Annotated in this window: 23 protein-coding genes; 16 read left to right on the top strand and 7 right to left on the bottom strand. The window is 46.8% G+C overall.

Going from position 1 to position 23,941, the window contains the following annotated elements; all coding sequences use genetic code 11:
* Positions 1-4 precede the first annotated feature (4 nt).
* The 10 genes from nuoG to E2B99_RS13150 all read left to right on the top strand — a co-directional run bounded on the left by nuoG (position 5) and on the right by E2B99_RS13150 (position 11,490).
* Entirely contained in the window at positions 5-2,707 is a 2,703-nt protein-coding gene (gene nuoG, locus E2B99_RS13195) for an NADH-quinone oxidoreductase subunit NuoG (RefSeq protein ID WP_134245613.1), read from the top strand.
* A gap of 44 nt (positions 2,708-2,751) precedes the next feature.
* A complete protein-coding gene (nuoH, locus tag E2B99_RS13190) occupies positions 2,752-3,741 on the top strand; it encodes an NADH-quinone oxidoreductase subunit NuoH (RefSeq protein ID WP_134245674.1) in 990 nt (329 codons plus the stop codon).
* 19 nt (positions 3,742-3,760) lie between these two features.
* A complete protein-coding gene (gene nuoI / locus E2B99_RS13185; RefSeq protein ID WP_034279245.1) occupies positions 3,761-4,324 on the top strand; it encodes an NADH-quinone oxidoreductase subunit NuoI in 564 nt (187 codons plus the stop codon).
* A 13-nt stretch (positions 4,325-4,337) separates the two neighbouring features.
* Positions 4,338-4,898, top strand: a complete 561-nt coding sequence (gene nuoJ, locus E2B99_RS13180) for an NADH-quinone oxidoreductase subunit J (protein WP_026470971.1) — start codon at positions 4,338-4,340, stop codon at positions 4,896-4,898.
* Entirely contained in the window at positions 4,898-5,206 is a 309-nt protein-coding gene (gene nuoK / locus E2B99_RS13175; RefSeq protein WP_026470970.1) for an NADH-quinone oxidoreductase subunit NuoK, read from the top strand. Before nuoJ ends, nuoK begins: the two co-directional genes overlap by 1 nt.
* Positions 5,203-7,080, top strand: a complete 1,878-nt coding sequence (gene nuoL, locus E2B99_RS13170) for an NADH-quinone oxidoreductase subunit L (RefSeq protein WP_134245611.1) — start codon at positions 5,203-5,205, stop codon at positions 7,078-7,080. Before nuoK ends, nuoL begins: the two co-directional genes overlap by 4 nt.
* Before the next feature lies 1 nt (position 7,081).
* Positions 7,082-8,686, top strand: a complete 1,605-nt coding sequence (gene nuoM / locus E2B99_RS13165; protein ID WP_134245609.1) for an NADH-quinone oxidoreductase subunit M — start codon at positions 7,082-7,084, stop codon at positions 8,684-8,686.
* A gap of 3 nt (positions 8,687-8,689) precedes the next feature.
* Positions 8,690-10,159, top strand: a complete 1,470-nt coding sequence (gene nuoN, locus E2B99_RS13160) for an NADH-quinone oxidoreductase subunit NuoN (RefSeq protein ID WP_134245607.1) — start codon at positions 8,690-8,692, stop codon at positions 10,157-10,159.
* Between the two features lie 159 nt (positions 10,160-10,318).
* Positions 10,319-10,972 carry a uracil phosphoribosyltransferase gene (gene upp / locus E2B99_RS13155; RefSeq protein ID WP_134245672.1) on the top strand — a complete coding sequence of 218 codons (654 nt, stop codon included), beginning with the start codon at positions 10,319-10,321 and terminating at the stop codon, positions 10,970-10,972.
* A gap of 11 nt (positions 10,973-10,983) precedes the next feature.
* Positions 10,984-11,490, top strand: coding sequence for a GNAT family N-acetyltransferase (locus E2B99_RS13150; RefSeq protein WP_134245605.1), 507 nt, complete (start codon positions 10,984-10,986; stop codon positions 11,488-11,490).
* A gap of 25 nt (positions 11,491-11,515) precedes the next feature.
* On the opposite strand, the gene gigC is transcribed toward E2B99_RS13150, so the two are convergent.
* Positions 11,516-12,403, bottom strand: coding sequence for a LysR family transcriptional regulator GigC (gene gigC / locus E2B99_RS13145; RefSeq protein ID WP_134245603.1), 888 nt, complete (start codon positions 12,401-12,403; stop codon positions 11,516-11,518).
* A 97-nt stretch (positions 12,404-12,500) separates the two neighbouring features.
* Between gigC and E2B99_RS13140 the strand changes: the two genes are divergently transcribed.
* Positions 12,501-13,289, top strand: a complete 789-nt coding sequence (locus E2B99_RS13140) for a ferredoxin--NADP reductase (protein WP_134245601.1) — start codon at positions 12,501-12,503, stop codon at positions 13,287-13,289.
* Between the two features lie 24 nt (positions 13,290-13,313).
* Here E2B99_RS13140 and E2B99_RS13135 read toward each other — a convergent pair whose 3' ends face one another.
* Positions 13,314-13,736, bottom strand: a complete 423-nt coding sequence (locus E2B99_RS13135; protein ID WP_134245599.1) for a hypothetical protein — start codon at positions 13,734-13,736, stop codon at positions 13,314-13,316.
* Positions 13,737-13,896: 160 nt separating this feature from the next.
* On the opposite strand from E2B99_RS13135, the gene E2B99_RS13130 reads away from it, so the two are divergent.
* Both E2B99_RS13130 and E2B99_RS13125 read left to right on the top strand, forming a co-directional pair.
* Positions 13,897-14,445, top strand: coding sequence for a DUF805 domain-containing protein (locus E2B99_RS13130; RefSeq protein ID WP_134245597.1), 549 nt, complete (start codon positions 13,897-13,899; stop codon positions 14,443-14,445).
* A gap of 459 nt (positions 14,446-14,904) precedes the next feature.
* Positions 14,905-16,557, top strand: coding sequence for a mechanosensitive ion channel (locus E2B99_RS13125; RefSeq protein ID WP_240687838.1), 1,653 nt, complete (start codon positions 14,905-14,907; stop codon positions 16,555-16,557).
* Positions 16,558-16,618: 61 nt separating this feature from the next.
* Here E2B99_RS13125 and E2B99_RS13120 read toward each other — a convergent pair whose 3' ends face one another.
* Positions 16,619-17,242 carry a DUF2306 domain-containing protein gene (locus tag E2B99_RS13120; RefSeq protein ID WP_430981487.1) on the bottom strand — a complete coding sequence of 208 codons (624 nt, stop codon included), beginning with the start codon at positions 17,240-17,242 and terminating at the stop codon, positions 16,619-16,621.
* Between the two features lie 122 nt (positions 17,243-17,364).
* Between E2B99_RS13120 and E2B99_RS13115 the strand changes: the two genes are divergently transcribed.
* Together E2B99_RS13115 and E2B99_RS13110 are read left to right on the top strand one after the other, a co-directional pair.
* Positions 17,365-18,129 (top strand): YARHG domain-containing protein, encoded by a 765-nt coding sequence (locus E2B99_RS13115; protein ID WP_134245591.1) that lies wholly within the window; start codon positions 17,365-17,367, stop codon positions 18,127-18,129.
* A gap of 84 nt (positions 18,130-18,213) precedes the next feature.
* Positions 18,214-18,534: a DUF4870 family protein gene (locus tag E2B99_RS13110; RefSeq protein WP_134245670.1), complete on the top strand. Its 321-nt coding sequence runs from the start codon at positions 18,214-18,216 to the stop codon at positions 18,532-18,534.
* Positions 18,535-18,587: 53 nt separating this feature from the next.
* Here E2B99_RS13110 and E2B99_RS13105 read toward each other — a convergent pair whose 3' ends face one another.
* The 4 genes from E2B99_RS13105 to E2B99_RS13090 form a co-directional block, all read right to left on the bottom strand.
* A complete protein-coding gene (locus E2B99_RS13105; RefSeq protein ID WP_134245589.1) occupies positions 18,588-19,109 on the bottom strand; it encodes a DUF421 domain-containing protein in 522 nt (173 codons plus the stop codon).
* 244 nt (positions 19,110-19,353) lie between these two features.
* Complete coding sequence (locus tag E2B99_RS13100; protein WP_134245587.1) at positions 19,354-20,541, bottom strand: ammonium transporter; 1,188 nt, start codon at positions 20,539-20,541, stop codon at positions 19,354-19,356.
* Positions 20,542-21,025: 484 nt separating this feature from the next.
* Positions 21,026-22,171 carry an NAD(P)/FAD-dependent oxidoreductase gene (locus E2B99_RS13095; RefSeq protein WP_240687841.1) on the bottom strand — a complete coding sequence of 382 codons (1,146 nt, stop codon included), beginning with the start codon at positions 22,169-22,171 and terminating at the stop codon, positions 21,026-21,028.
* Positions 22,172-22,299: 128 nt separating this feature from the next.
* The gene (locus tag E2B99_RS13090) at positions 22,300-23,193 is read right to left on the bottom strand and encodes a 1-aminocyclopropane-1-carboxylate deaminase/D-cysteine desulfhydrase (protein WP_134245583.1); all 894 of its coding nucleotides are present in this window, start codon (positions 23,191-23,193) and stop codon (positions 22,300-22,302) included.
* A 115-nt stretch (positions 23,194-23,308) separates the two neighbouring features.
* On the opposite strand from E2B99_RS13090, the gene E2B99_RS13085 reads away from it, so the two are divergent.
* The gene (locus tag E2B99_RS13085) at positions 23,309-23,803 is read left to right on the top strand and encodes a hypothetical protein (RefSeq protein WP_134245582.1); all 495 of its coding nucleotides are present in this window, start codon (positions 23,309-23,311) and stop codon (positions 23,801-23,803) included.
* The last annotated feature ends 138 nt before the right edge of the window (positions 23,804-23,941 follow it).

Raw genomic sequence — 23,941 nt, 5'->3', positions numbered from 1 at the left:
GGCGATGGCTACAATACATGTCGATGGTAAAGATTATGAGGTTGATGGATCAGAGAACCTGTTACAGGCTTGTCTGTCCCTTGGTCTTGATATTCCCTATTTTTGTTGGCATCCGTCACTGGGTTCTGTAGGCTCATGCCGTCAGTGCGCAGTGAAACAATATGCCAATGCGGATGACAAGCGCGGACGTCTGGTGATGTCCTGCATGACACCTGCTGTCAATGATACCTATATTTCTATTGAAGATGACGAAGCACGGGCATTTCGCGAAACTATCGTGGAATACCTGATGACCAACCACCCGCATGACTGTCCGGTGTGCGAGGAAGGTGGACACTGTCATTTGCAGGATATGACCGTAATGACTGGCCATGACCGCCGTCGTTATCGCTTTACCAAACGCACGCATCAGAATCAGGATCTGGGTCCATTTATTGCTCATGAGATGAACCGCTGTATTGCGTGCTATCGCTGTGTGCGCTATTACAAGGATTATGCAGGCGGTACTGATCTTGGCGTTTATGGCAACGCAGCACGGGTTTATTTTGGCCGTGAAAAAGATGGTGTACTGGAAAGCGAGTTCTCGGGTAATCTGGTTGAAGTTTGTCCAACCGGCGTATTCACCGATAAAACCCATTCCGAGCGTTACAACCGCAAATGGGATATGCAGTATGCACCCAGCATTTGTCAGGGCTGTTCCTCAGGCTGCAATATTTCTCCGGGAGAACGCTATGGCGAACTGCGCCGGATTGAAAACCGCTTTAACGGCTCGGTCAACCAGTATTTCCTGTGTGACAAGGGTCGCTTTGGTGCAGGCTATGTCAATCGCAAGGATCGTCCACGTCAGCCACAGTTACACATTGAAGGCCGTACCTTAACGGTCAGTGTAGATGAAGCACTGGATCAGGCGATTGCCAGCTTAAAAGGCCAGAACGTGCTGGGTATTGGCTCACCACGCGCCAGTCTGGAAAGCAATTTTGCCTTGCGTGAGCTGGTTGGCAATGACAATTTTTCTACCGGTATGACCCAGCAGGAACAGCAACTGGTTGAGCTAGCGGCTAGCCTGATGCAAACCGAAGGCATTTATAATCCGAACCTGCGTGAAGTGGAAGATTACGATGCCGTCCTGATTCTGGGTGAAGACCTGACTCAGACTGCACCGCGTATGGCACTATCAGTACGCCAGTCTGCCAAGAATAAAGGGCTGGAAATGGCAAGCGATCGCAAAACGCAAGGCTGGCTGGCCGAGCCGGTTGCCCGTATTGCACAGGATGCAAAAAGCCCGGTTTATATTTTAAGTCCGGTTGCCACGCGCTTAAGTGATATTGCTGAAGGTGAAGTGGTTGCCTCACCCAACGATATTGCACGTTTAGGTTTTGCCATTGCCGCCGCGATTAAAGCTGAAGCCATGAATGGTGATATTTCCGATGATGCCAAGGTGTTTGCACTGGAAGTAGCGCGTCAGCTCAAGCATGCCAAAAAGCCACTGATCATTTCTGGAACCAGCTTGCTAGAACCTGCATTGATGGAAGCCGCAGCACAAATTGCCTTAAACCTGGGCGAACAAGCTGGCCTGACACTGGTTGTACCAGAAGTGAATTCCATGGGGCTGGCGCTGATGGGCGGTATGCCGTTGGAACAGGCTTTTGCGCAAAACTATGATGCTGTGGTTGTGGTTGAAAATGACCTGTACCGCCGTCTGCCAGCGCAACAGATCAAGACTGCACTGGCAAAAACCCAGCAGATTATTGTGCTGGATCATCAGGAAACTCCAACCGTTAAGAAAGCCTCAATTGTATTGTCTGCGGCAAGTTTTGCTGAAGGTGATGGCACAGTGGTGAGTCAGGAAGGTCGTGCACAGCGCTACTTCCAGGTGTTTGATCCGGCTTATTACAACCCGGAAATCAGCATCAAGGAAAGCTGGCGCTGGCTACATGCCATTCATACTGGCATTCAGGGTAAGTCAATTGACTGGACTGTACTGGATGACGTGGTTGAAGCAGTGGCCAGAAAAATTCCTGTGCTGGAAGGCATTCTGGATGTTGCGCCAGATGCAGGCTATCGTGTACATGGCTTAAAAATTGCCCGTGAACCACGCCGTTATTCTGGTCGTACCGCCATGCGTGCGCCAATTTCTGTGCATGAACCCAAGCAGCCAGTTGATGTGGATTCTGCACTGGCTTTCTCCATGGAAGGCTATGTTGGCCCGCAGGAATCATCCTCGCTGATTCCATTTGCCTGGGCGCCGGGCTGGAACTCACCACAATCGTGGAACAAGTTTCAGGATGAAGTCGGTGGACATCTAAAAGCGGGGGATCCGGGCGTGCGCCTGTTTGATCGTCTGCCAAAACGTCCGGCACGCAGTTTTGTGGCTCCAGCACCGCTACTGGACAATGACAGTACCTACCGTCTGGTTCCGGTTCATCATATTTTTGCCAGTGGCGAAATGACAGTACGTACCCCGGTTATGCAGTCACGCATTCCAGAAGCTGCATTTAGTGTAAGCCGTGATGATGCTGCCCGCCTGAATGTTCAGCAGGGCCAGCGTGTTACTGTAAAAGCAGGTGATACCAGCATTAACCTGCCAGTCAATGTGGTGGACTATTTGCCATATGGTTATGTAGGTTATCCGGTTGGACTTGCGCCAGTAGTCAGCTTGACCGATTCAATAGCCATCAGCGTTGATGCTGCTGCGGTAGGAGTCTAACAATGCGGATTGATCCTTCAATTCCATCATTTTTAAATGATTATATGACCACCAGCCAGTGGCAAACGACCTTTATGGTGGTGCAGTCCATTGTGATTTTACTGGTGGTTGTATTATTTGCTGCGCTCATGAGTTTTATTGAGCGCCGTTTGCTGGCCTTATGGCAGGACCGCTATGGTCCTAACCGGGTTGGCCCCGGCGGGATATTCCAGATTGTTGCCGACATGCTGAAAATCATGTTTAAGGAAGACTGGACACCCAAGTTTGCCGATAAGCTCACTTTCCGTCTGGCGCCTGCAGTGGCAATGGGTACTGCCGTCCTGTCCTTTATGGTAATTCCAGTTAGCCCAACCCTTGGGGTGGCTGACCTTGATATTGGCCTGCTGTTCTTTATGGCCATGGCTGGTATTGCGGTATACGCTGTCTTGTTTGGCGGCTGGTCCTCCAATAACAAATATTCCTTGCTGGGTGGCTTGCGCTCCGCAGCCCAGACCATTTCGTATGAAGTGTTTCTGGGCTTGTCGCTGATGGGTGTGGTGGCCATTGCTGGTTCATTCAACCTGCGTGACATCGTGGAATCGCAGCGTGACCTGTGGAACATTGTGCCGCAGTTCCTAGGGTTTTGTATTTTTGCGATTGCCGGTGTTGCCGTGACTCACCGTCATCCGTTTGATCAGCCGGAAGCCGAGCAGGAACTTGCCGAGGGTTACCATATTGAATATGGGGGTATGAAGTGGGGCATGTTCTTCGTTGCTGAATATGTCAACGTGGTGGTGATTTCCTCATTGATTGTCGTGCTGTTTTTTGGCGGCTGGCTAGCGCCGTTTAATATTGAAATTCCATTTGTTCCACCAGTTTTCTGGTTTATTGTGAAAACCCTGTTCTTTGTCATGATGTTTGTATTGGCTCGTGGTTCCTTAATGCGTCCACGTTATGATCAGGTCATGAATTTTGGCTGGAAAGTGTGTCTGCCATTAACCCTGATTAATCTTTTGGTTACTGCTGCAGTCATTCTGCACAATTATTCCGTCTAAGGGAGCAAGGAGAGCAGTTATGACAAGTATTCTGGCTTCCTTTGGGAAGGTTGTTATTGGAGCAGGGACGATTGTCCGTAGCCTGTTTATGGTATTTACTCATGCTTTTCGCAAGCGTGATACCATTTTATATCCGGAAGTACCGGCAGAACAGATCGTACCACCGCGTTACCGTGGCCGGATTATTCTGACCCGTGACCCGGATGGGGAAGAGCGCTGCGTGGCCTGTAACCTGTGCGCAGTGGCGTGTCCGGTAGGCTGCATTTCGCTGCAAAAAGCAGAAAAAGAAGATGGGCGCTGGTATCCTGAGTTTTTCCGCATTAATTTTTCACGCTGCATTTTCTGTGGCATGTGTGAAGAAGCCTGTCCGACCACGGCCATTCAGTTAACCCCGGATTTTGAAATGGGCGAATATGTGCGTCAGGATCTGGTATATGAAAAAGAGCATTTGCTGATTTCAGGCCCTGGCAAATATCCTGATTATAATTTCTACCGGGTTGCCGGTATGGCAATTGATGGTAAACCCAAAGGGGCAGCAGAGCGCGAATCTGCACCTGTTGATACACGGAGCCTACTGCCATGATGGAGTATTTAGCATGATCTGGCCATTTTACCTTATGGCCATTGTGGCCCTGTTGTCTACGATCCGGGTGGTAACCAATACCAATCCGGTTCATGCCTTGCTTAACCTGATTGTGTCATTGCTGGCGGTGGCGGGTATTTTCTTTATCGTGGGTGCGCCATTTGCAGGTGCGCTGGAAGTAATCGTGTATGCCGGTGCCATTATGGTGCTGTTCGTGTTCGTGGTGATGATGCTTAATTTGGGCGCACAGACCACCCAGCAGGAAAAATTGTGGCTGAACTCATCGGCCTGGACTGTACCGGCCTTGCTAAGCTTTTTACTCGGTCTGGCACTGGTATGGATGCTGTCTTCTGGTAATACTGCCGCGCATCCTGCAATTGGCACGCACGGCGTTGGTCCAAAGCAGGTGGGTATTGCGCTGTTTGGCCCTTATCTGTTGCTGGTTGAAATTGCAGCCATGTTACTTTTAGGTGCTTTAGTCGCCGCATTCCATTTGGGCAAGCGTGAACCTATAGTTGCAGAAGAAGATTCGATTAAAGAAGATTTCGTAAGAGATAGTGAGGTGCAACCATGATGGGAGCAATTCCACTGGAACATGGCCTGATTCTGGCAACACTGCTATTTGCGCTAGGATTATATGGCGTTATGGTGCGCCGTAACCTGATGTTTATGCTCATGAGTCTTGAAATCATGATGAATGCTGCGGCACTGGCTTTTGTGCTGGCAGGCAGTGTTTGGGGTCAGCCGGATGGGCAGGTTATGTTTATCCTGATCCTGACGTTGGCTGCAGCCGAGGCCTGTATTGGTCTGGCAATCGTGCTTCAATTTTATCATCGCTTCCAGCATCTGGATGTTGATGCAGCCAGTGAGATGCGCGGATGAACCTACTGTTTTTAACTTTCGTTTTTCCGCTACTGGGCTTTATTTTACTGGCCGGTCTGCGTGACCAGATTTCTGAAAAACTCGCAGCAATCATTGGCGTTGGGTCAATGGCGCTGTCGGCGTTAACTGCACTGTATGTAGCAACCGATTATTTAGGCCAGGATACCCAGGGTGCTTACTATCACCAGATTCTCTGGACATGGATGCACATTGGCAGTTTTGCTCCCAGCTTTGGTTTGCAACTTGATGGCCTGTCACTGGTCATGCTGGGCATGATTACAGGTGTTGGTTTTTTCATTCACCTGTTTGCCTCATGGTACATGCGTGGGGAAGAAGGCTTTGCACGCTTCTTCTCATATTTTAACCTGTTCGTGGCCAGCATGTTACTGCTGGTACTGGGTGACAACCTGCTGGTGATGTTTCTGGGTTGGGAAGGCGTAGGTTTGTGTTCTTACCTGCTCATTGGCTTTTACTTTAAAAACCCGGACAACGGCTTTGCAGCCATCAAGGCATTTACCGTAACCCGTGTGGGTGATGTTCTGCTGCTCATTGGCTTGTTTATCCTGTTCCAGCAATTTGGCACTTTAGACATTTATGAAATTATTGTTCGTGCGCCAGAAGTGCTAACCAGCGGTAGCCCGGCAGTGACCTGGGCTTCCCTGATGCTGCTGGGTGGTGCTGTGGGTAAATCCGCACAGTTACCGCTACAAACCTGGCTGGCTGATGCAATGGCAGGTCCAACACCAGTATCTGCACTGATTCACGCGGCAACCATGGTTACCGCAGGTGTTTACCTGATTGCCCGGATGCATCCGGTATTCCAGCTTGCGCCAGATGTGCTGTATTTTGTGGGTGTCATTGGTGCGATTACCTTGCTAATGGCTGGTTTTGCAGCATTGGTACAATCAGACATTAAACGTGTACTGGCTTATTCAACCATGAGTCAGCTGGGTTATATGTTTTTGGCACTAGGTGCCGAAGCCTATCAGGCTGCTGTTTTCCATATGCTAACCCATGCGTTTTTCAAGGCTTTACTGTTCCTGTCTTCAGGTGCGGTGATTATTGCCTGTCACCATGAACAGAATATTTTCAAAATGGGTGGCTTGCGTAAAACCATTCCATTTGTATACGTCTGCTTTCTGGTGGGTGGTGGTGCACTAGCAGCCTTACCATTTATCACGGTTGGTTTTTATTCCAAAGATGAAATCCTGTGGCAAGCCTGGGCAGCCGGTCATCCAGAATTATTCTGGGCTGGCATTGTGGGTGCCTTCCTGACGTCAATCTATACTTTCCGCCTAATCTGGCTGGTATTTCATGGCGAAGAAAAAACCCATGCGCACAAAATTGAAGGGGTTACCTACTGGTTACCGCTGGGTGTGCTACTGGTATTGTCGACCTGTATTGGTGCGCTACTGCAACATCCGGTAGGTCATGTACTCAATAATGTATTGCCAGAATTTGTGGTAAATGCAGCAGTGGCTCACGATAAGCATTTTGTTGAATATACCGCCATTGGGGTAGCTCTGCTGGGCCTGATCGTGGGTGCCGTACTGTTTGCCTTTAACTATGCTTCGGTACAAAAAATGGCAAACACATCAGTGGGTGCCGGCATTGCGCATATCTGGCGTAATGCTTGGGGCTTTGATGCGCTTTATCATTTAATATTTGTTAAACCGTACCTGATGATTGCCCGTTTGCTGGGACGTGATCCAGTAGACCGGATTTGGGGCGTATTTCCAGTACTGGTGAGGGCAGGTAACAGTGTTACTACAAATCGCCAAACAGGATCATTGCGTGGTTATGCAGCAGCAATTGTGATCGGCGCGGTGATATTACTCATGATACTTATTGTGATTCAGGTACTGGGGAAATAAGATGCAGGAACTTTCAACTAATAACTGGGTTCTCCCTGCATTAATCCTGATTCCCTTTATTGCAGGTTTTTTATGCTGGGTGTTTGAAAAGGTTAGTATTCGGGCACCACGCTGGATTGCCCTGATTGGCATGCTGGTAACACTCGGTCTGGCCATTCAGTTATGGATGGCAGGGCATTATGCTGAAACCACTTCCATTGTAGTACAACCGGGCATTGCACCTGTATGGCAGGCAGAATTTAACCTGCCATGGATTCCCATGCTGGGCATTAGCTTCCATCTGGCACTGGATGGTTTGTCACTGATGATGGTGGCCTTGACTGCCTTGCTGGGTGTGCTGGCTGTAGGCTGCTCATGGGATGAAATTCAGAAAAATGTGGGCTTCTTCCACCTTAACCTGTTATGGAGTCTTGGCGGCGTTATTGGTGTGTTTCTAGCCATTGATATGTTCCTGTTCTTCTTCTTCTGGGAGATGATGCTGGTACCGATCTATTTCCTGATTGCACTGTGGGGACATTCGGGTTCAACTGGCCGTTCACGTGTTTATGCTGCAACCAAGTTCTTTATTTACACGCAGGCCTCTGGTTTGATCATGCTGGTGGGTATTCTAACTCTGGTGCTGATCCGCTTTACCCAGACCAATACCTTGTCATTTGACTATATGCACCTGTTAGGGACAACCCTGCCGTATGGCTTTGAATTTGGCCTGATGCTGTGCTTCTTCATTGCCTTTGCGGTGAAGCTGCCCGTAGTGCCATTTCATGGCTGGTTACCCGATGCCCATGCTCAGGCACCCACGGCTGGTTCGGTAGACCTTGCTGGTATCCTGATCAAAACAGCAGCTTATGGCTTGTTGCGTTTTGTGCTGCCCCTGTTTCCGCACGCGTCGGCTGATTTCGCCAATGTTGCGATTATTCTGGGTCTGGTTGGCGTATTTTATGGTGCATGGCTGGCCTTTCAGCAAACTGACATGAAACGGCTGCTGGCTTATACCAGCGTGTCGCACATGGGCTTTATCCTGCTGGCCATTTATGCAGGCAACCTGATGACCCTGCAAGGTGTCATGATCATGATGCTGGCACATGGTCTGTCTTCTGCTGCGCTGTTTATTATGGCAGGTCAGATCTATGAGCGTCTGCATACTCGTGACTTGCGCCTGATGGGTGGCCTGTGGGGACAGTTCCGCTATTTGCCGTTTTTCCTGATGTTCTTTAGTGCTGCATTAATGGGCATTCCGGGTACAGGTAATTTTGTTGCAGAGTTCCTGATTCTGCTGGGTTCTTATGCACGTTATCCAGCCTTTACCATTCTGGCCACAGTGAGTCTGGTTTTTGCAGGACTGTATACGCTGATCATGATTCACAAAGCCATGTTTGGTCAGCCGCATGAGTCACAGCAAAAACTGGCTCAGCCATTTAAAGACTTGAATGCGCGTGAAATGACCATGCTACTGGTGATGGGCGTTGGCCTGTTATGGCTGGGGCTATTCCCGCAGGATGTACTCAATACGTCGCATTTAAGCATGCAATGGTTAAGTAACTCATATCATTACCCATTGTTTAATACGCCAAACATTAGTCCAATGAATAGCGTGGAGATGCAATAAGCCATGGATATGATTTCTACGCTAAAACCGCTGGCGCCGCTTGCACCGGTTATTATTGTCAGCCTAACAGCCGTTTTGGTGATGCTACTGGTTGCCATCAAGCGCCAGCATGACCTTATTGCAACGGCAACCGTGATCGGCTTAAATGCTGCTGTTGCCTGTATTGTCTGGCAGGTATTTTTCCAGAACTCTGGCCCGCAAGCTGTAATGGGTTTATTCGTGGTTGATGGTTTTGCGCTATTTAATATGGCGCTAATCCTGATTGCTTCGCTAGCGTGCTGTACGCTGGCGCATGCTTACATTGATAGCTACCAGCATAACCGTGAAGAGCTGTACCTGTTGCTGCTGATTGCTGTCGCAGGCGGCATGTTGATGACTGCTAGCAGCCATATGACCTCATTCTTTATGAGTCTTGAGTTGCTGTCTATTCCAACTTACGGCTTATTGGCTTATACCCATGAACGCAGCAAGTCACTGGAATCCGGGATCAAGTATCTGGTGCTGTCAGCAACTGCTTCTGCGGCTTTACTGATGGGTATGGCTTTCCTATATAGCTATACTGGCACCATGGATTTCCGTAATCTGGGTCAGATTCTGGGGCAGGTACTGCATGAGCCAATTGTGGTGATGGGCTTTGGCCTGATCGTGATTGCCATTGCATTCAAGTTATCACTGGCACCATTTCATGGCTGGACACCTGATGTGTATCAGGGTGCGCCTGCACCAGCAGCAACTTTTCTGGCTACAGTCAGCAAAGTTGCCATGTTGGCCGTTGCAGTTCGCTTTTTACTGGTATCCAGTTCACTGGCAATGGAAGGGCTGCATACTGTTCTGGCTACAATTGCGGTGTTGTCGATTCTGGTGGGTAATTTGCTGGCAGTACGTCAGGTTAACTTAAAACGCCTGCTGGGTTATTCATCTATCGCGCATTTTGGCTATGTGCTGATTGCCATTATTTGTCTGGGTGTATCATCTATTGCAACGGTCAGCATTTATCTGGTGACCTACGTACTGACCACCATTGGTGCGTTTGGCGCGGTTGCACTGATGTCCAGTCCTTATAGTACCACTGAAGCAGAATCCATTGCTGATTATCGCGGCCTGTTCTGGCGTCGTCCAGTGCTCACGGCCGTGCTCACTGTCATGATGCTATCACTGGCAGGCATTCCATTAACTGCTGGCTTTATTGGCAAGTTTTTTGTGATAATGGCTGCAGTACAGAACATGAGCTGGTTCCTGGCTGCCATGATTATTCTGGGTAGTGCGATTGGTTTGTACTATTACCTGCGTGTGATGGTGGTGCTTTACATGACCCCACCAGATACACCACGCATTGATGCCCAGACCAACTGGGGTGTAAAAGCAGGCGGTATTATGGTACTGCTGACTTCATTGCTGGTGCTGCTACTGGGTGTTTATCCGCAACCACTGATTAAACTGGCAGCACTAGCTCAAATCGTGGTGATGCGCTAAGGCTAGCTAATTTACTGTCGTTTAATCTGTTGTCTAAAAATGCCTCAACACTGTTGGGGCATTTTTCTTTTCGATGCTGGGTTTTTTAATGCTGCTTTTTTATATTAAATCCTTTTTTGTATTATCATGCTGTTGTTTACCGCAGCCGTTCAGATTGATATGCCTATCCTAGAAATTCGTCATCCCCTGATTCGCCATAAAATTGGTTTAATGCGCCGTGCCGACATTAGCACCAAGAATTTCAGGGAGCTATCACAGGAAATAGCTTCTCTACTGACGTATGAAGCCACCAAAGACCTGATTCTGGAAAATGAGGTGATTGAAGGCTGGGCAGGGCCAGTGAGCGTAGAACGTATTGCTGGCAAAAAAATTACCATTGTGCCCATTTTGCGTGCGGGGATTGGCATGCTGGAAGGTGTGCTCAACCTGATTCCTAGTGCCAAGGTCAGCGTACTGGGTCTTGAACGTAATGAAGAAACGCTGGAAGCCCGCAGTTATCTGGAAAAATTGGCGCCGGATATTCATGCACGTTTGGCGTTAATTATTGATCCAATGCTGGCTACTGGAAATTCACTGCTGGCAGCCATAGATTTATTGAAGCAGGCAGGGTGCAAAGAAATTCGCGTGATGGTGTTGGTTGCTGCACCAGAAGGGATTGCTAACCTGCAAACGCATCATCCGGATGTGATGATTTATACGGCTTCCATTGATGAGTGTCTCAATGAAAAAGGCTATATCATCCCAGGCTTGGGTGATGCTGGTGATAAGATTTTTGGCACCATTCAAAAGAAAATTATTTTTAATAAACCTTAGCAATTTATTCTATGGCTCATTCATTCAATATTACTGATATTAGCATCATTAGGGTTGATTACAGCAACCCGACCTATGCCAAGGACTTGGTGCTGCTAATGAATGAATATGCGCAAGACACCATGGGTGGCGGTGAAGCGTTAAGTGAGTTTTGCCAAGATAATCTGGTGAAAAAGCTACAAAATTTTCCAACTGCTTACTCATGGCTGGCATATCATCAACATCGACCCGTTGGTGTATTGAATGCCTTCTTGGGTTTTTCCACCTTTAAATGCCAGCCCTTAATGAATATCCATGATGTGATTGTGCAACAACAGGCGCGTGGTTTGGGTATCTCACGCCAGCTGTTTGAGGCAGCCGAGGCCCATGCTAGATCTTTGGGTTGTTGCAAGATGACGCTGGAAGTACTGAGCGGCAATGAACCTGCCAAACGGGCTTATCACGCATTTGGCTACAACAATTATCAGCTGGATGAAAATACAGGTATTGCCGAGTTCTGGCAAAAATATCTGGACTGATTGCTCAATCACCTTGGGTAATCAGCTATTGATTGTTTGCCCGGCAAAATTCCATAAAAGCTTTTAGGCCAGGGCCTTTGTACTTCTGGCGGTGTACCAGCATAAATAACGGGCGTTTGAGTGTCCAGAATGGTGTATTCAGAATGACAAGCTGACCTTCATTGGCTAGCGGTTCAATAGCCAGCCGTGATACACAGGCCACCCCAAGACCACCCGCCACCACCTTTAAAATAGCTTCATTATGCCCCAGCGTCAGTCGCAACTTGGCATTGGGCAAATCTTTGAGCATTACATTGTCAAAAACTTCACGCGTGCCTGAGCCTTCCTCACGCAAAATCCAGTCAATCTGCTGAAAGTCGCTGATGTCTAGTGGCCGGGTGAGCTGAGCCAGCGGATGCTGCGGCGCACAGCAAACCGCCAGTTCATCATCTCGCCACGGAAAGGCCTGCAATTGCGGTAAGTGGCACGAACCTTCAATTAGACCCAGATCAAGCTGGAACTGGCTCACTGCTTCGATAATCTGGCGTGTATTGCCAACCTGTAATTGAAGCTGCGCCTGCGGCTGGAACTTTAAAAAGTCTGCCATTAGGTCTGGCATCAGATAATCACTAATGGTTAAAGTTGCGCCAAGACGCAAATCAATAGTTTGCAGTTCACCCTGCGCCGCCTGTTCAAATGCTTCGCAGCGACCCAGAATTTCCAGCGCTTGTGGCAGCAAAAACCGGCCGAGGTCATTCAGCTGCAAGCGCTTGCCCAATCGGTCAAACAGGGGAGCACCCAGCGCATCTTCAAGATCAGCCAGTGCCATACTGGCCGCACTCTGGGTCAGGCGCACTGCATCACTGGCACGGGTAACAGTGCCTTCCTGGGCAACGGCAACAAAGACAGCGAGTTGTCTTAACGTCATGCGCATCAAGTGTACCTTTTGTGACTTTTTTGGTTTGAAAATTAGGAACAGTATGAATACATGCTACCATTGCCGGGCAGTGTAGAGATATAAGTATGTACCGATGAATGAAGAAAAATTTACCCGCGAAACCGTCCTGAGTGTACGGCGCTGGAGTGAAAATCTGTTTAGCTTTACCCTGACCCGGCCTGCACATTTCCGCTTTAGTGCCGGGCAGTTTGCCCGTATTGGCATTGAGGTGGACGGTGAGAAAATTTTTCGTGCCTATTCCGTAGTGTCTTCACCGTTTGCCGAGGAACTGGAATTTTTTTCTATTGTCGTGCCAGATGGTGCATTTACCTCACGCTTGCAGCATTTAAAAGCCGGGGACTCTCTGTTGCTAGAAAAAATTCCCTATGGATTTTTGACACTGGCACGCTACCAGAAACCTCTACCGCATGATTTGTGGTTGCTGGCTACCGGAACCGGACTGGCACCTTTTTTATCCATGTTGCAGGACTTTGCCCCGTGGCAGCAATATCAGCACATTATCCTGGCCTATAGTGTGCGTACCCGTGATGAACTTGCCTATGTCAAAGACATTGAAAGTATTGCCCAAAGTTTTGGCGAAGGTGGGGCACGTTTTAAATTTCTGCCAATTATCACGCGGGCAGATAGTCCGGCAAGTGATCATGTTTTAGATCAATATGTTTTACATCAACGCTTGCCAATACTGATCGAAAACGGCTTACTGGAACAGCAGGCAGGCTTGGCATTAAATCCTGCAACCAGTCATGTCATGCTGTGTGGAAATCCGCAAATGGTAGACGATACACGTAATGCACTTAAAGCACGTGGCCTCAGCATGAACCGGCGTGGTGAGGGGAATATTGCGGTAGAAAATTACTGGTAAATTAAAATAATCGCAACAGTTAAATTAATGATAGTGCATATCAAAAAAGTCACGCATGTCCTTGATGGTTGCCTGTAAATCCCAGGCCAGCCAAGCCGGTTCAAACACCGAAGAATAATAGGCGCGCTGCTCAGCACTGACCAGTACCCGAATAGGACAATCTTCTTCCGTAAGGCGCCACGGGAAAATAGGCGCATCAGCTTCCAGCCGCGCTTCAAGATTACGCAGGTCAATAATCAGTGCTGAAATATATTCAGGAAAAGCCATGACTGAAAATTCGTCACTACGCCGTCTCAGGTATTCAAGGTCATACCAGTTTAATTGTGGTGCATCGCCTTCAAAAGCAATAATGCCAATTAAATGACCATCTCTTGAGGTGTGCAGCCAGCATTGGTGCTTGAGTGAGGTGGGCAGGTCAAGCTGAACGGGTGTAACGGAGTAGGGCATCACAGCACTTAAACTGCTAAAAGAACGCGCAATTTTAAGTAAGTTTTGTTGACAAAGCAAAAAATAATACGCTATCTATACTGTTGACGGTTAAATGATCTAACCTGTAAAAAATCCAGCAATAACTTTTAATGATAATTAGGGTACACGAGGTAAATTTATGACAACTTATGATCCTTCACAGCCGCCTGTCATGGCACCAGTTGCTGACCATCCACTTTCACCACGCGGTCGTTTAGCCCGGCTGGCTTATCTGGCCTGGTATCTGGTGATTTCTTTGATTATTGCGATTGTTGCAATATTGGGTATTGCCATTTTTGGTAATTCTGCCAGCTCTACTGATCCTTATGCAGGGATTGGAACAGCCAGCATTCTGGTTATGGTAGTGGTTTACATCATATTTTTTTACTATGCCTTTGTGCTCACTATCCGACGCCTGCATGACCTGAATCAAAGCGGCTGGCTGTCATTACTGATGCTGGTGCCACTGGTAAATGTGATTTTTATTCTGTATGTAACTTTTGCACCGGGCACACGTGGCAGCAATAATTTTGGCCCGCCACGTCCCAATAAAGGCTGGGAAAGTATACTGGGGGTGATTTACATTATCTTGGCCGTACTGGGAATTGTTGGTTTGATTGTGATGATGACTATGCTGGGCGGCATGTCCGGTGATATGTCAAATCTGGCGAACATGACAAAATATTAAAACTTTATCTTAAAGCGTAAGTTTATTCAAAAAGCCAAAGCATTGTTTTGGCTTTTTTGTTTTTAAGCCCAGGATGAGGGCTAAGTATAGTAATTGTGGAGAGGAGTGCAATTCTAAAAAGCTGTAAATATTAGATGCAAGGCAATAAATGTTTAAAAAATAAAAATTAAATTTTAGATATTAATAAAAATCCTACTTAGCTTGACAAAAACAGTATGAACGAAACAAAAGCGTTGTTTTTATATTTTGACGCTTTGCTAAGGTTATTTAGGGTCATCACTAAGTTGATTTCATAGCAAAAAACTTAAGTCATGATCTCGAAGATAAAAGGGTATTGATGAGTAGCTCCCAATTGCACGCCAACCGCTGAAAACAAAATGCTGAATAATTAATTCAGACGTGCAGATGCAAGCTGCTCATTAATAAAAATGAATGACCGATATGATCAAGGGGTTAGCTATGGATAAATTCCAGAACTTCCAGCATACATATGGTGTTCAGCTAGAACCTATTCTCGGTGCTATTGCCTTGCTGCTCGTCGGCTGGGTTATTGCACTGCTAGCTGGCGCAGGTGTACGTAAGTTACTTTCAAAACTCAATGTCAATCGACATGTCAACAGCTCTACAGGGCACCATACCGATATTGAACATATTGCCGGGCGCGTGGTGTTCTGGTTTATTTTAATTATTGCGGTAATTGCCAGTTTTAACCTGTTAAATCTGCATGCCGTATCAGCGCCATTTTCCAATATGGTGAATGAAGTACTGCTATTTGTTCCGCGTGTATTGTCTGCACTGGTGCTGGCTGTACTGGGCTGGGTGCTGGCAACGCTGGCACGTGCCGGAATTACCCGGTTACTGGCGCGCACCACACTGGATGAGCGCTTGAGTGCAGATGTTGGCGTACAACCCTTAAGCAATAATATTGGCCAGATTATTTACTGGTTAATCCTGTTGCTGTTTGTTCCGATGGTGCTGTCTGCACTGGGCTTAAATGGCCTGTTGCTGCCGGTACAGAACATGGTAAATGATTTACTGTTGTTCCTGCCGAACCTGTTTGCCGCACTGGTGATTGGTTTTGTAGGTTACTTTGTGGCCAAAATTGTGCGCAACATTGTGGTCGGTCTGGTTTCTAGTCTGAACCTGCAATCTGCTGCTTCGCATGTTGGCGTTAAAAATACCACCAGCATTCCCAATATTGCCGGTTCGATTGTATTTGTCCTGATCCTGATTCCAACCCTGATTGCTGCACTGGATGCCTTACATATTGAGGCAATTTCGCAGCCTGCCATCCGCATGCTGGATCAGATCATGTATGCCATTCCCAATATTATTGCGGCGGCATTGATCCTGATTATCACTTATGTGGTCGCCAAGTTTGTGGCTGGTATTCTGGTTAACCTGATGGCAGGTACCGAACTCGATCGCTTGCCTGCCAAGCTGGACATGCAGCGCTTTTTGGGCAGCACCAATCTGTCGGCCATTATTGGCAAGCTGCTGGTATTTTTTGCCATGCTGTTTGCAGTGGCTGAAGCGGCAAACCGTCTGGGCTTTGACCAGGTCAGCAACCTGATTACAACCTTCATTGCCTTTGGTGCCAACATCTTGCTGGGCGTTGCCATTTTTATCATTGGCTTCTGGCTGGCCAACCTGATTGGCGATATTGTACAGCGTGGCCGTTACAACTATTCATTGTGGCTGGCCAACGTGGTACGTGTGCTGATTATTGGTCTGGTGCTGGCGATGGGCCTGCGCGCCATGGGCATTGCCGATTCCATTGTTAATCTGGCCTTTGGTCTGACGCTGGGTGCTGTTGCAGTTGCCTTTGCACTGGCCTTTGGTCTGGGTGGCCGCGAACCTGCGCAACGCCTGCTTGATGACATGCTGAACAAGGCAAAAGAAGAGGCCAAAAAGCCTTCGCCACCAACTGCATCAGGCATGAGTAATGCAGATATGGAAGTGCCTTTGGCTACTGGTCTGGGTTCGCCTGTTGGTTCTTCTACAGCGTCTCCAATCATTAGTCCTTCGGAAACGACACCACCAGCAACCAGTACGGATAATGAGCTGATTCTACCGGATGACCCGGATGCTCCCATCAATCCCCTGCGTTAAGCTTTAATAGCAATCACTAAAAAACCGCTGAGAAATTAGCGGTTTTTTTATGCAGGACAGATTATTTTTTATGGCTAATCCAGTAAATGATGAGTTGGGCAATCAGTAAATTGATTACCCAGCCCAGCCAGGCTTCCAGTTGATAGATCAGCTTTGGGCTTAGGCCATCAATATAAGGTGTTAGTTGATACAGCAGTAATTTCCATGAACGCAGGCTCAAGGCAGATAACGACAATGCAAAGCTGCGGATCATCCAGTTACGGTGCTTGTACCAGCGCTTCTGGATGGCATATTTTAACGCCAATACCGTGCTGCCAATCCACAAAATTCCCAGAATAACAAAGCATACCTGTGTTGCTAACCCGCCAGCCGCGTAAACAGCCATGACCAGACCACTGGGGGCTGCAAAGCCAAGTACTGCAATAATATACAGCCAGCCCAAGCGTCGGTGCCATAATGGAAAACGTTGCCTAAAAGCAGGCCAGAACTGGGTAAAACCCGCCAGTAAAATTAAACTGCTACAAGCAACATGAATTTTGAATGCCCATTGCCACGGCAAAAAATGCACCACATCCTGTTTTAATACCAAAAAACCTTGTGTATCCGACCAAGGAAAATAGCTGAGGCAAATTTTAACCATCAGCACGCAAAGCCAGATAAAAATGCCCAACAGAACAAATAGCATGATGTTGTAATGTGTTTTTAGGTGGGTCATTTAAGAATTGAACAAGAATGAAATGTTTTTATTTTGAACAAGCCCCCTGATTTGTAAAGCCTAAAGCAGAAAATTAATATGAGAATTGAAGTATGAAAAACCACAACAAGGCCAATCACAATTGCTATAACAATAGAGTTTATAGCCTTAGCCTGATGCTGCTTGGCCTGTTTGCCAGTCCGCTTTATGCAGCAAGCACCACAGGTTTGAACCAGAGTCCATCAAAGCAGACTGCTTTAAGTCGATTCGTTAGTAGCTGGTCGGGTAGTTTTGATACACGTCGTATTGGGTTTTTTATTGAAAGTATCCAGCAGGGGCAAGTGAGGGGTTACAGTATTGTTGGCGCTAATAAGCAAGGTTTTGTAGGGACAATACAACCTGAAGGTAACAATAAACAGAACAACAAATACAAGATTATTGCGCGTGAAACAGGTAAGCCTGAAAGCGCTGGTGTGTTTGAACTGCATCTGGATTTAAGCAAACCAAAGTCTATTGAAGGGTCATGGCAAGCCAACAAGGCAGGCATTCAACCCAAATTTTTTGAACTGGCACCGCAGCAGTGCCGTTATCAAATGAATGTTGGCGAATTTCCAGAAGCCTCCCAGCGCCTGCTGAAAGACAGCGATTTGCAGATTAGCAGACAGGAGCTGCAATACATGCGTAATGAAATCTATGCCCGCCACAATTACTCGTTTAGCAATAAAGTCATTGCCAGCCTGTTTAGTGACAAGGACTGGTATATCCCGTGCAGTTTGAATGTTGAACAGCAACTTAGCAAAATTGAACGCGAGAATATCAAGCGCATCAAGCTCATGGAACCCTATGCTGAGAACGTGGAACTTGACTGGGGACGCTAATCTTTTAATTGTCCATCAGCCATTTAAAAAGGAAAATTGATTATGAATAATTATGACCCATTGAATACGCAGTATTCTCACAATCTGCAAAACCTTGAGAGTAACCGCCAGCTTACCCTGATTATTTATATTCTGTATGCGCTAGGCCTGTTTTCAGGGATTACAGCCATTATTGCGATTGTCATGAATTACGTCAAACGGGATGACGTGCGTGGTACTTGGCTGCAAAGTCATTTTGATTGGCAGATCAAGACCTTCTGGTGTGTCTTGTTTATTGGCCTGATTGGTACCATTACCCGTTTTATCCTGATTGGCTATGTCATTTTATTTGCATTAACTCTGTGGTACATCTACCGCATGGTTAAGGGCTTTTTGGCATTTAATGAACGACGTAGCATTGAATAAGCAATAGCGCAATGTATACCATCCCGGCTTAATTGTCGGGTTCTATTAAGGGCTTAAAGTTGTTTATCATGGAGTTTGCCCTGTTGTCTGGTGCGCTGCTCATAGGCAATGACGCTAAGTTTGCCGTCACTTTCAATATAGGCCTTTTTGACTTTTTTAACATCATCAATACCTTGCTCACGCAGCTGGCTAAGCAGCTCGGCCTGAGTCAGGAATTCCTTGCGCATATTGCGGTGTATCATTTTGCCATGCCGGATGAGCAGCACGGGTGGTGCATTTAACAGCTGTTCAAACCATGCAAAACGATAGCTAAGCCAATCCAGAAAAAAGTTCCAGAACATTAAGGTGGCGACTAAAATCAGGCCATCCGGTATGGTTTTATAATCGCCTGCCATGCCATTTTGTGAGGCATCAGCCAGCAGAATCACCAGCAGCAAATCGCCAGTTTCCATACCGCCAGCCTGCCGCTTTAAAATGACCCGCATCAGGATGATTAAAGCCAAGTACATGACTGTGCCACGAATAAACATTTCCAGCACGGGTATGTCAAATGAAAAAATGCTATTCCATTCCATGATGATTATGCGAGTTATTGTGATGGTATTAATTATGGCTGAAGCATTATTCAGGGAATGAAGTGAATTGGTTGGCATCACGTAACAGTTTGATCAATAATAAGTTGATCTCAAAATTCTTTAAGCCAGTTAGTTAAAGTAAGATATTTAGCCTAAGACTAAGCATAAAAAAGCCATGCGACCATGATTCAAAACATGAACTGCATGGCTTTGGTTCATACGTGACTTAAGGCTGGTTAAGACCTTAAAACAGGTTTTGGTCGTAAGTGGAGGATACGCGGTGAATACTTAAATCGGCACCGTTGTATTCTTCTTCCGGGGTCAGGCGAATGCCAATGGTGGCCTTTAAAATACCATAAACCACAAAGCCGCCAGCCAGCGCAATGCTAATGCCCAAACTGGTGCCAATCAGTTGGGACATAAAGGAAACACCGCCCAGACCGCCCAATGCCTGCAAGCCAAAAATGCCTGCTGCCAGCCCGCCAAACGCACCACATACGCCATGGAGCGGCCAGACCCCCAGCACATCATCAACACGCAGGCGGTTCTGGGTAAAAGTAAATAGCCAGACAAACAAACCACCAGCCACACCGCCAATAAACAGTGCGCCTAGTGGATGTACGACATCAGAACCGGCACAAATGGCTACTAATCCTGCCAATGGCCCGTTGTGCAAGAAGCCGGGGTCATTTTTGCCCAGTGTATTGGCCATGAGTGTGCCACCGACCATAGCCATCAGTGAATTCACTGCCACCAGCCCTGAAATCCCTTCGATTTTCTGGGCACTCATCACATTAAAGCCAAACCAGCCCACAATTAAAATCCATGCGCCCAGTGCCAGAAAAGGAATGGAGGAAGGCGGATGCGCCGAGATTTTTCCACCCTTGCCATAACGACCCTGACGCGCGCCCAGCAGAATGATTGCAGGCAGGGCAATCCAGCCACCCATGGCATGCACCACCACCGAACCGGCAAAGTCATGGAAATTGGCACTAAAGGTACGTAGCAGCCAATCCTGAATACCAAAATGATTGTTCCAAGCAATACCTTCAAAGAAAGGGTAAACCAGCGCAACCAGTGTAAAGGTGGCAATGGTTTGTGGACGAAACTTGGCACGCTCGGCAATCCCGCCAGAAATAATGGCAGGTATGGCAGCCGCAAAGGTGAGCAGGAAGAAAAACCTGATCAGGTTATAGCCGTGCTCGGTAGTAATGGCAGTATCGGCATGCATAAAATGCGTACCATAGGCCACATAATAACCAATGAAAAAATAGGCAATGGTGGAAACAGCAAAGTCAGTCAGGATTTTGCTTAAAGCATTCACCTGATTTTTTGTCCTGACTGTACCAACCTCTAAAAATGCGAACCCGGCATGCATGGCCAGCACCAAAATGGCGCCCAGAAGAAGAAATAAAACGTCATTGCTGGTCATAGTTGAACCTGTTCCAAAACGATTTTGAAAGGAGCTGATTGATCAATACTGGGTAATGTCTTTCAATTGTAATGCCAAAAATTTATTTAGTTTTTAGTACATTGATATTTAAATAATAAATTTTAAAAATTGAAGAATTTTATAGCTATGGAAATTTGAACTTTTCTGGAGCCATTCTTTTTTTGGTGCAAAAAATGGCTGGATTAGTGCAAAAAATACCAAAGTGGTGCAGGATTGAATGGACGATAATGGATCAGATTTGCTTCATTTTTGAACACTAAATTTTTAAAAGTGAATAAGCCATGTGAATATGAAGGGAAACCATGTGTTTTATCGGCTTGGTTTAAAATGCAAATAAGCTTCTCTGTAATAACAACTATGGTTCACAATAAGATTTAGGAAAAGGCAGCATTACGTGTTGATCATGAATCCACACCTGAAAATGAAAAGCAATAAAAAGTTTTTAGCCATAGCCCTGTGCAGTTTACACCACCTGACCTGCCGCCACTCCGGATGCCCATGCCCACTGAAAGTTAAAACCCCCTAAGTGTCCCGTCACATCCATAACTTCACCAATAAAATAAAGGCCTTTTTGCTTCTTGCTTTCCATGGTTTTAGACGATAGCTCGGTGGTATCCACACCACCTAATGTGACTTCTGCCGTACGGTAGCCTTCAGTGCCTGAAGGTTTTTGCTCAAAATGCTGTAGTTGCCGGGCAATCTCCTGCAATACCGCATCCGGTAATTGTCCCAGCGCCGTTTCACTGTGCTGTGGCCAGATCAGTTGCTGGAGTTCCAGCACAATACTTTTGGCCATGATTTCGCCAAGCACGGTGCGCAGCAGGGATTTAGGCTGAGACTGTTTTTTTTCAATCAGCCATTGGCCAATATTGAGGGTAGGAAAGAAGTTAATGTAAATCGGTGAACCCACCTGCCAGTAATTGGACAGTTGCAGACTACTGGGGCCGCTTAAGCCGCGATGAGTAAACAGCAAGGCTTCAGTGAATTCAGCGTCTTGATTGCTTAAGCTCACATCCAGTGCATTGCCGGACAGGCGCTCAGTAACGGCCTTAAACTGATTGGAAAACGTAAAGGGAACCAGTCCGGCGCGGGTAGGATATACATGATGACCAAACTGCCGTGCCAGCTCATAACCAAAACCGGAACCACCCAATGTGGGAATGGACAAGCCACCGCTGGCCACCACCAAAGATTCACAGCGATAGTTGCCTTGATTGGTATTCAGAACAAAATGACCCTCAGGATCCATTTCAACACTGGCAATTTCTGTGCTGGTTTGAATGGTCACCTTGCCGGTTTTGTCACATTCGGCCAGTAGCATATTTAAGATATCCTTGGCGCTATTAAGGCAAAACAACTGGCCGTGCTTACGTTCTTCATAGGGAATTTTATAGTCACCCACCAGCCCCAGAAAATCCCACTGGGTGTAGCGGCTTAGGGCAGAAATCACAAAATGCGGATTGTGCGAAAGATAGTTTTCCGGCTCAACATACAGGTTGGTAAAATTACAGCGTCCACCGCCAGACATCAGGATTTTTTTACCAACCTTGTTGGCGCGTTCCAATACCAGCACGCGGCGGCCACGTTTGGCAGCAATCGCAGCACACATCAAGCCTGATGCACCAGCACCAATAATAATGACATCAGTTTGTAGCACGGAATGTTCACAGCAAAATAAAAGCTGAATTATAAGCGAGAAGCTATCGGTTAAACCGCAAATTTTTTTGAGGTAAGATTTTATCTGGACATCATAAAGCGCGTACTTAAATTGCCTTGCAGGCCACCAGTATGAATTACCAGAATCTGGCTATTTGCTGGAAAATAATGTTTATGAATTAAATCAAATAAACCAAACAGCATTTTGCCGGTATAAACTGGTTCAATTTCAATTCCGGTCTGGGCTTTAAAATTCTGCACAAACTGCAACAGTGCAGACGTGGTTTTGGCATAACCTCCACCGTGATAATCAGGGATAAGCCGCCAGTTGGTTTTATGCGTCCATCGCTGGATTTCTGCCTGCAGGAAATCTCCTTTAAGGGCGGGAAAGCCTAAAATGGTTTGCTGCTCAGAACTGGATTCAATAATCCCTGCAATGGTGCCGCCTGTACCTACCGCGCAGCAGACATAATCAAACTGTTGTTTGTCTTGTGCCGTTAGTATTTCCGTACAGCCTTGCACAGCAAGCTGATTAGTCCCACCTTCCGGTACTAAATAAAATTCACCAAACTGGTCATTCAGTTTTTGAATAAAATCAGGCTCGGTTTTACCGCGATAATCCGCACGGCTAACAAACACAAGCTGCATGCCCTGTTGCTGGGCGAGCCTAAGCGTTAGATTGTCATTAATTTTATCAACCAGTTCTTCACCGCGAATAATACCAATGGTGTTAAAACCAAATTTATCACCTGCCGCTGCCACCGCTGCAATATGGTTGGAATAGGCACCGCCAAACGTTAGCAAGGTGTTGTAGCCCATCTGCCGGGCTGCATACAGGTTATATTTAAGCTTGCGAAACTTGTTGCCGGAAATCTGCGGATGCAGCAAATCTTCACGCTTGATAAAAACGCTGATGTTATTAGGAAATTCATAAGGTAGTCGCTGGTTTGGACTATTTGCCGCATCAATCAGCATCAGTAAACAACATATTAAGGCAACAGGAAAATATGAATATATTTGCGGAAGTTTAAAATCTATTGGTAATGTTCGCTACAATAGCGACTATTTTTATCATAAAAGATGGCCTGTCATGCTTAATGTCTATTTAACCGATCTGCAAAAAACTGCCACGCTGGATCTGGGGCAGGGTGCCAAGGATATTGCACAGGTGATGGCCCTCAAGAAGATTTTTTTAAGTACGGCTGACTTGCTGGAACCCGTACTGCCGGAAAACGTGAGCGGTAAAATCAATATTGCACAAATTGGCTGGCGTTCGACCCAAAGCGAGCTGGCTACCTTTAAGCAACTGGCAGATGACTGGCAAAAACTGGAATTGCGCCTGCGAGCCTATGCGGTTTTTGCTGGCCGGGAAGCCATGGATATTATTGTGCAGGTGGCGCAGCAACAGCGTCAGGCTCGTTTGAATGAGGCGGGAACATTTGATGCCAATCTGCTGGAAATGGATGTGTTTATGCTGTACACCGTGCATCGGCAACTGGATCAACTGCTGGCCAAAGACAAACCTTATGCCACCAGCTTTTTGCAGGAATGGCCACAGTTTAAAGACACGTTTACGCAGATGTAGCCATCACTATTGCACAACAATAAAGCGTGTCCATCAAATCCCAAAACTGATTTACAATGGCGCGCTTTTTATGACAGTGCTATTAGTGAATTAACTGAGCGCTTTATTAGACGTGAAAGCTTTATCAAACAACAGGAA

The sequence above is a fragment of the Alkanindiges illinoisensis genome (assembly GCF_004377485.1).
GTDB classification, from domain to species: Bacteria; Pseudomonadota; Gammaproteobacteria; order Pseudomonadales; family Moraxellaceae; genus Alkanindiges; species Alkanindiges illinoisensis_A.
Note: the sequence above shows the minus strand (reverse complement) of the source record. Positions and strands in the feature narration are given on the sequence as shown.

Coding starts and splice junctions, on each gene's coding strand:
- nuoG (WP_134245613.1), top strand. CDS start 5: ATGGCTACAATACATGTCGATGGTAAAGATTATGAGGTTGATGGATCA.
- nuoH (WP_134245674.1), top strand. CDS start 2,752: ATGACCACCAGCCAGTGGCAAACGACCTTTATGGTGGTGCAGTCCATT.
- nuoI (WP_034279245.1), top strand. CDS start 3,761: ATGACAAGTATTCTGGCTTCCTTTGGGAAGGTTGTTATTGGAGCAGGG.
- nuoJ (WP_026470971.1), top strand. CDS start 4,338: ATGATCTGGCCATTTTACCTTATGGCCATTGTGGCCCTGTTGTCTACG.
- nuoK (WP_026470970.1), top strand. CDS start 4,898: ATGGGAGCAATTCCACTGGAACATGGCCTGATTCTGGCAACACTGCTA.
- nuoL (WP_134245611.1), top strand. CDS start 5,203: ATGAACCTACTGTTTTTAACTTTCGTTTTTCCGCTACTGGGCTTTATT.
- nuoM (WP_134245609.1), top strand. CDS start 7,082: ATGCAGGAACTTTCAACTAATAACTGGGTTCTCCCTGCATTAATCCTG.
- nuoN (WP_134245607.1), top strand. CDS start 8,690: ATGGATATGATTTCTACGCTAAAACCGCTGGCGCCGCTTGCACCGGTT.
- upp (WP_134245672.1), top strand. CDS start 10,319: ATGCCTATCCTAGAAATTCGTCATCCCCTGATTCGCCATAAAATTGGT.
- E2B99_RS13150 (WP_134245605.1), top strand. CDS start 10,984: ATGGCTCATTCATTCAATATTACTGATATTAGCATCATTAGGGTTGAT.
- gigC (WP_134245603.1), bottom strand. CDS start 12,403: ATGCGCATGACGTTAAGACAACTCGCTGTCTTTGTTGCCGTTGCCCAG.
- E2B99_RS13140 (WP_134245601.1), top strand. CDS start 12,501: ATGAATGAAGAAAAATTTACCCGCGAAACCGTCCTGAGTGTACGGCGC.
- E2B99_RS13135 (WP_134245599.1), bottom strand. CDS start 13,736: ATGCCCTACTCCGTTACACCCGTTCAGCTTGACCTGCCCACCTCACTC.
- E2B99_RS13130 (WP_134245597.1), top strand. CDS start 13,897: ATGACAACTTATGATCCTTCACAGCCGCCTGTCATGGCACCAGTTGCT.
- E2B99_RS13125 (WP_240687838.1), top strand. CDS start 14,905: ATGGATAAATTCCAGAACTTCCAGCATACATATGGTGTTCAGCTAGAA.
- E2B99_RS13120 (WP_430981487.1), bottom strand. CDS start 17,242: ATGCTATTTGTTCTGTTGGGCATTTTTATCTGGCTTTGCGTGCTGATG.
- E2B99_RS13115 (WP_134245591.1), top strand. CDS start 17,365: ATGAAAAACCACAACAAGGCCAATCACAATTGCTATAACAATAGAGTT.
- E2B99_RS13105 (WP_134245589.1), bottom strand. CDS start 19,109: ATGGAATGGAATAGCATTTTTTCATTTGACATACCCGTGCTGGAAATG.
- E2B99_RS13100 (WP_134245587.1), bottom strand. CDS start 20,541: ATGACCAGCAATGACGTTTTATTTCTTCTTCTGGGCGCCATTTTGGTG.
- E2B99_RS13095 (WP_240687841.1), bottom strand. CDS start 22,171: ATGTGTGCTGCGATTGCTGCCAAACGTGGCCGCCGCGTGCTGGTATTG.
- E2B99_RS13090 (WP_134245583.1), bottom strand. CDS start 23,193: ATGCTGATTGATGCGGCAAATAGTCCAAACCAGCGACTACCTTATGAA.
- E2B99_RS13085 (WP_134245582.1), top strand. CDS start 23,309: ATGCTTAATGTCTATTTAACCGATCTGCAAAAAACTGCCACGCTGGAT.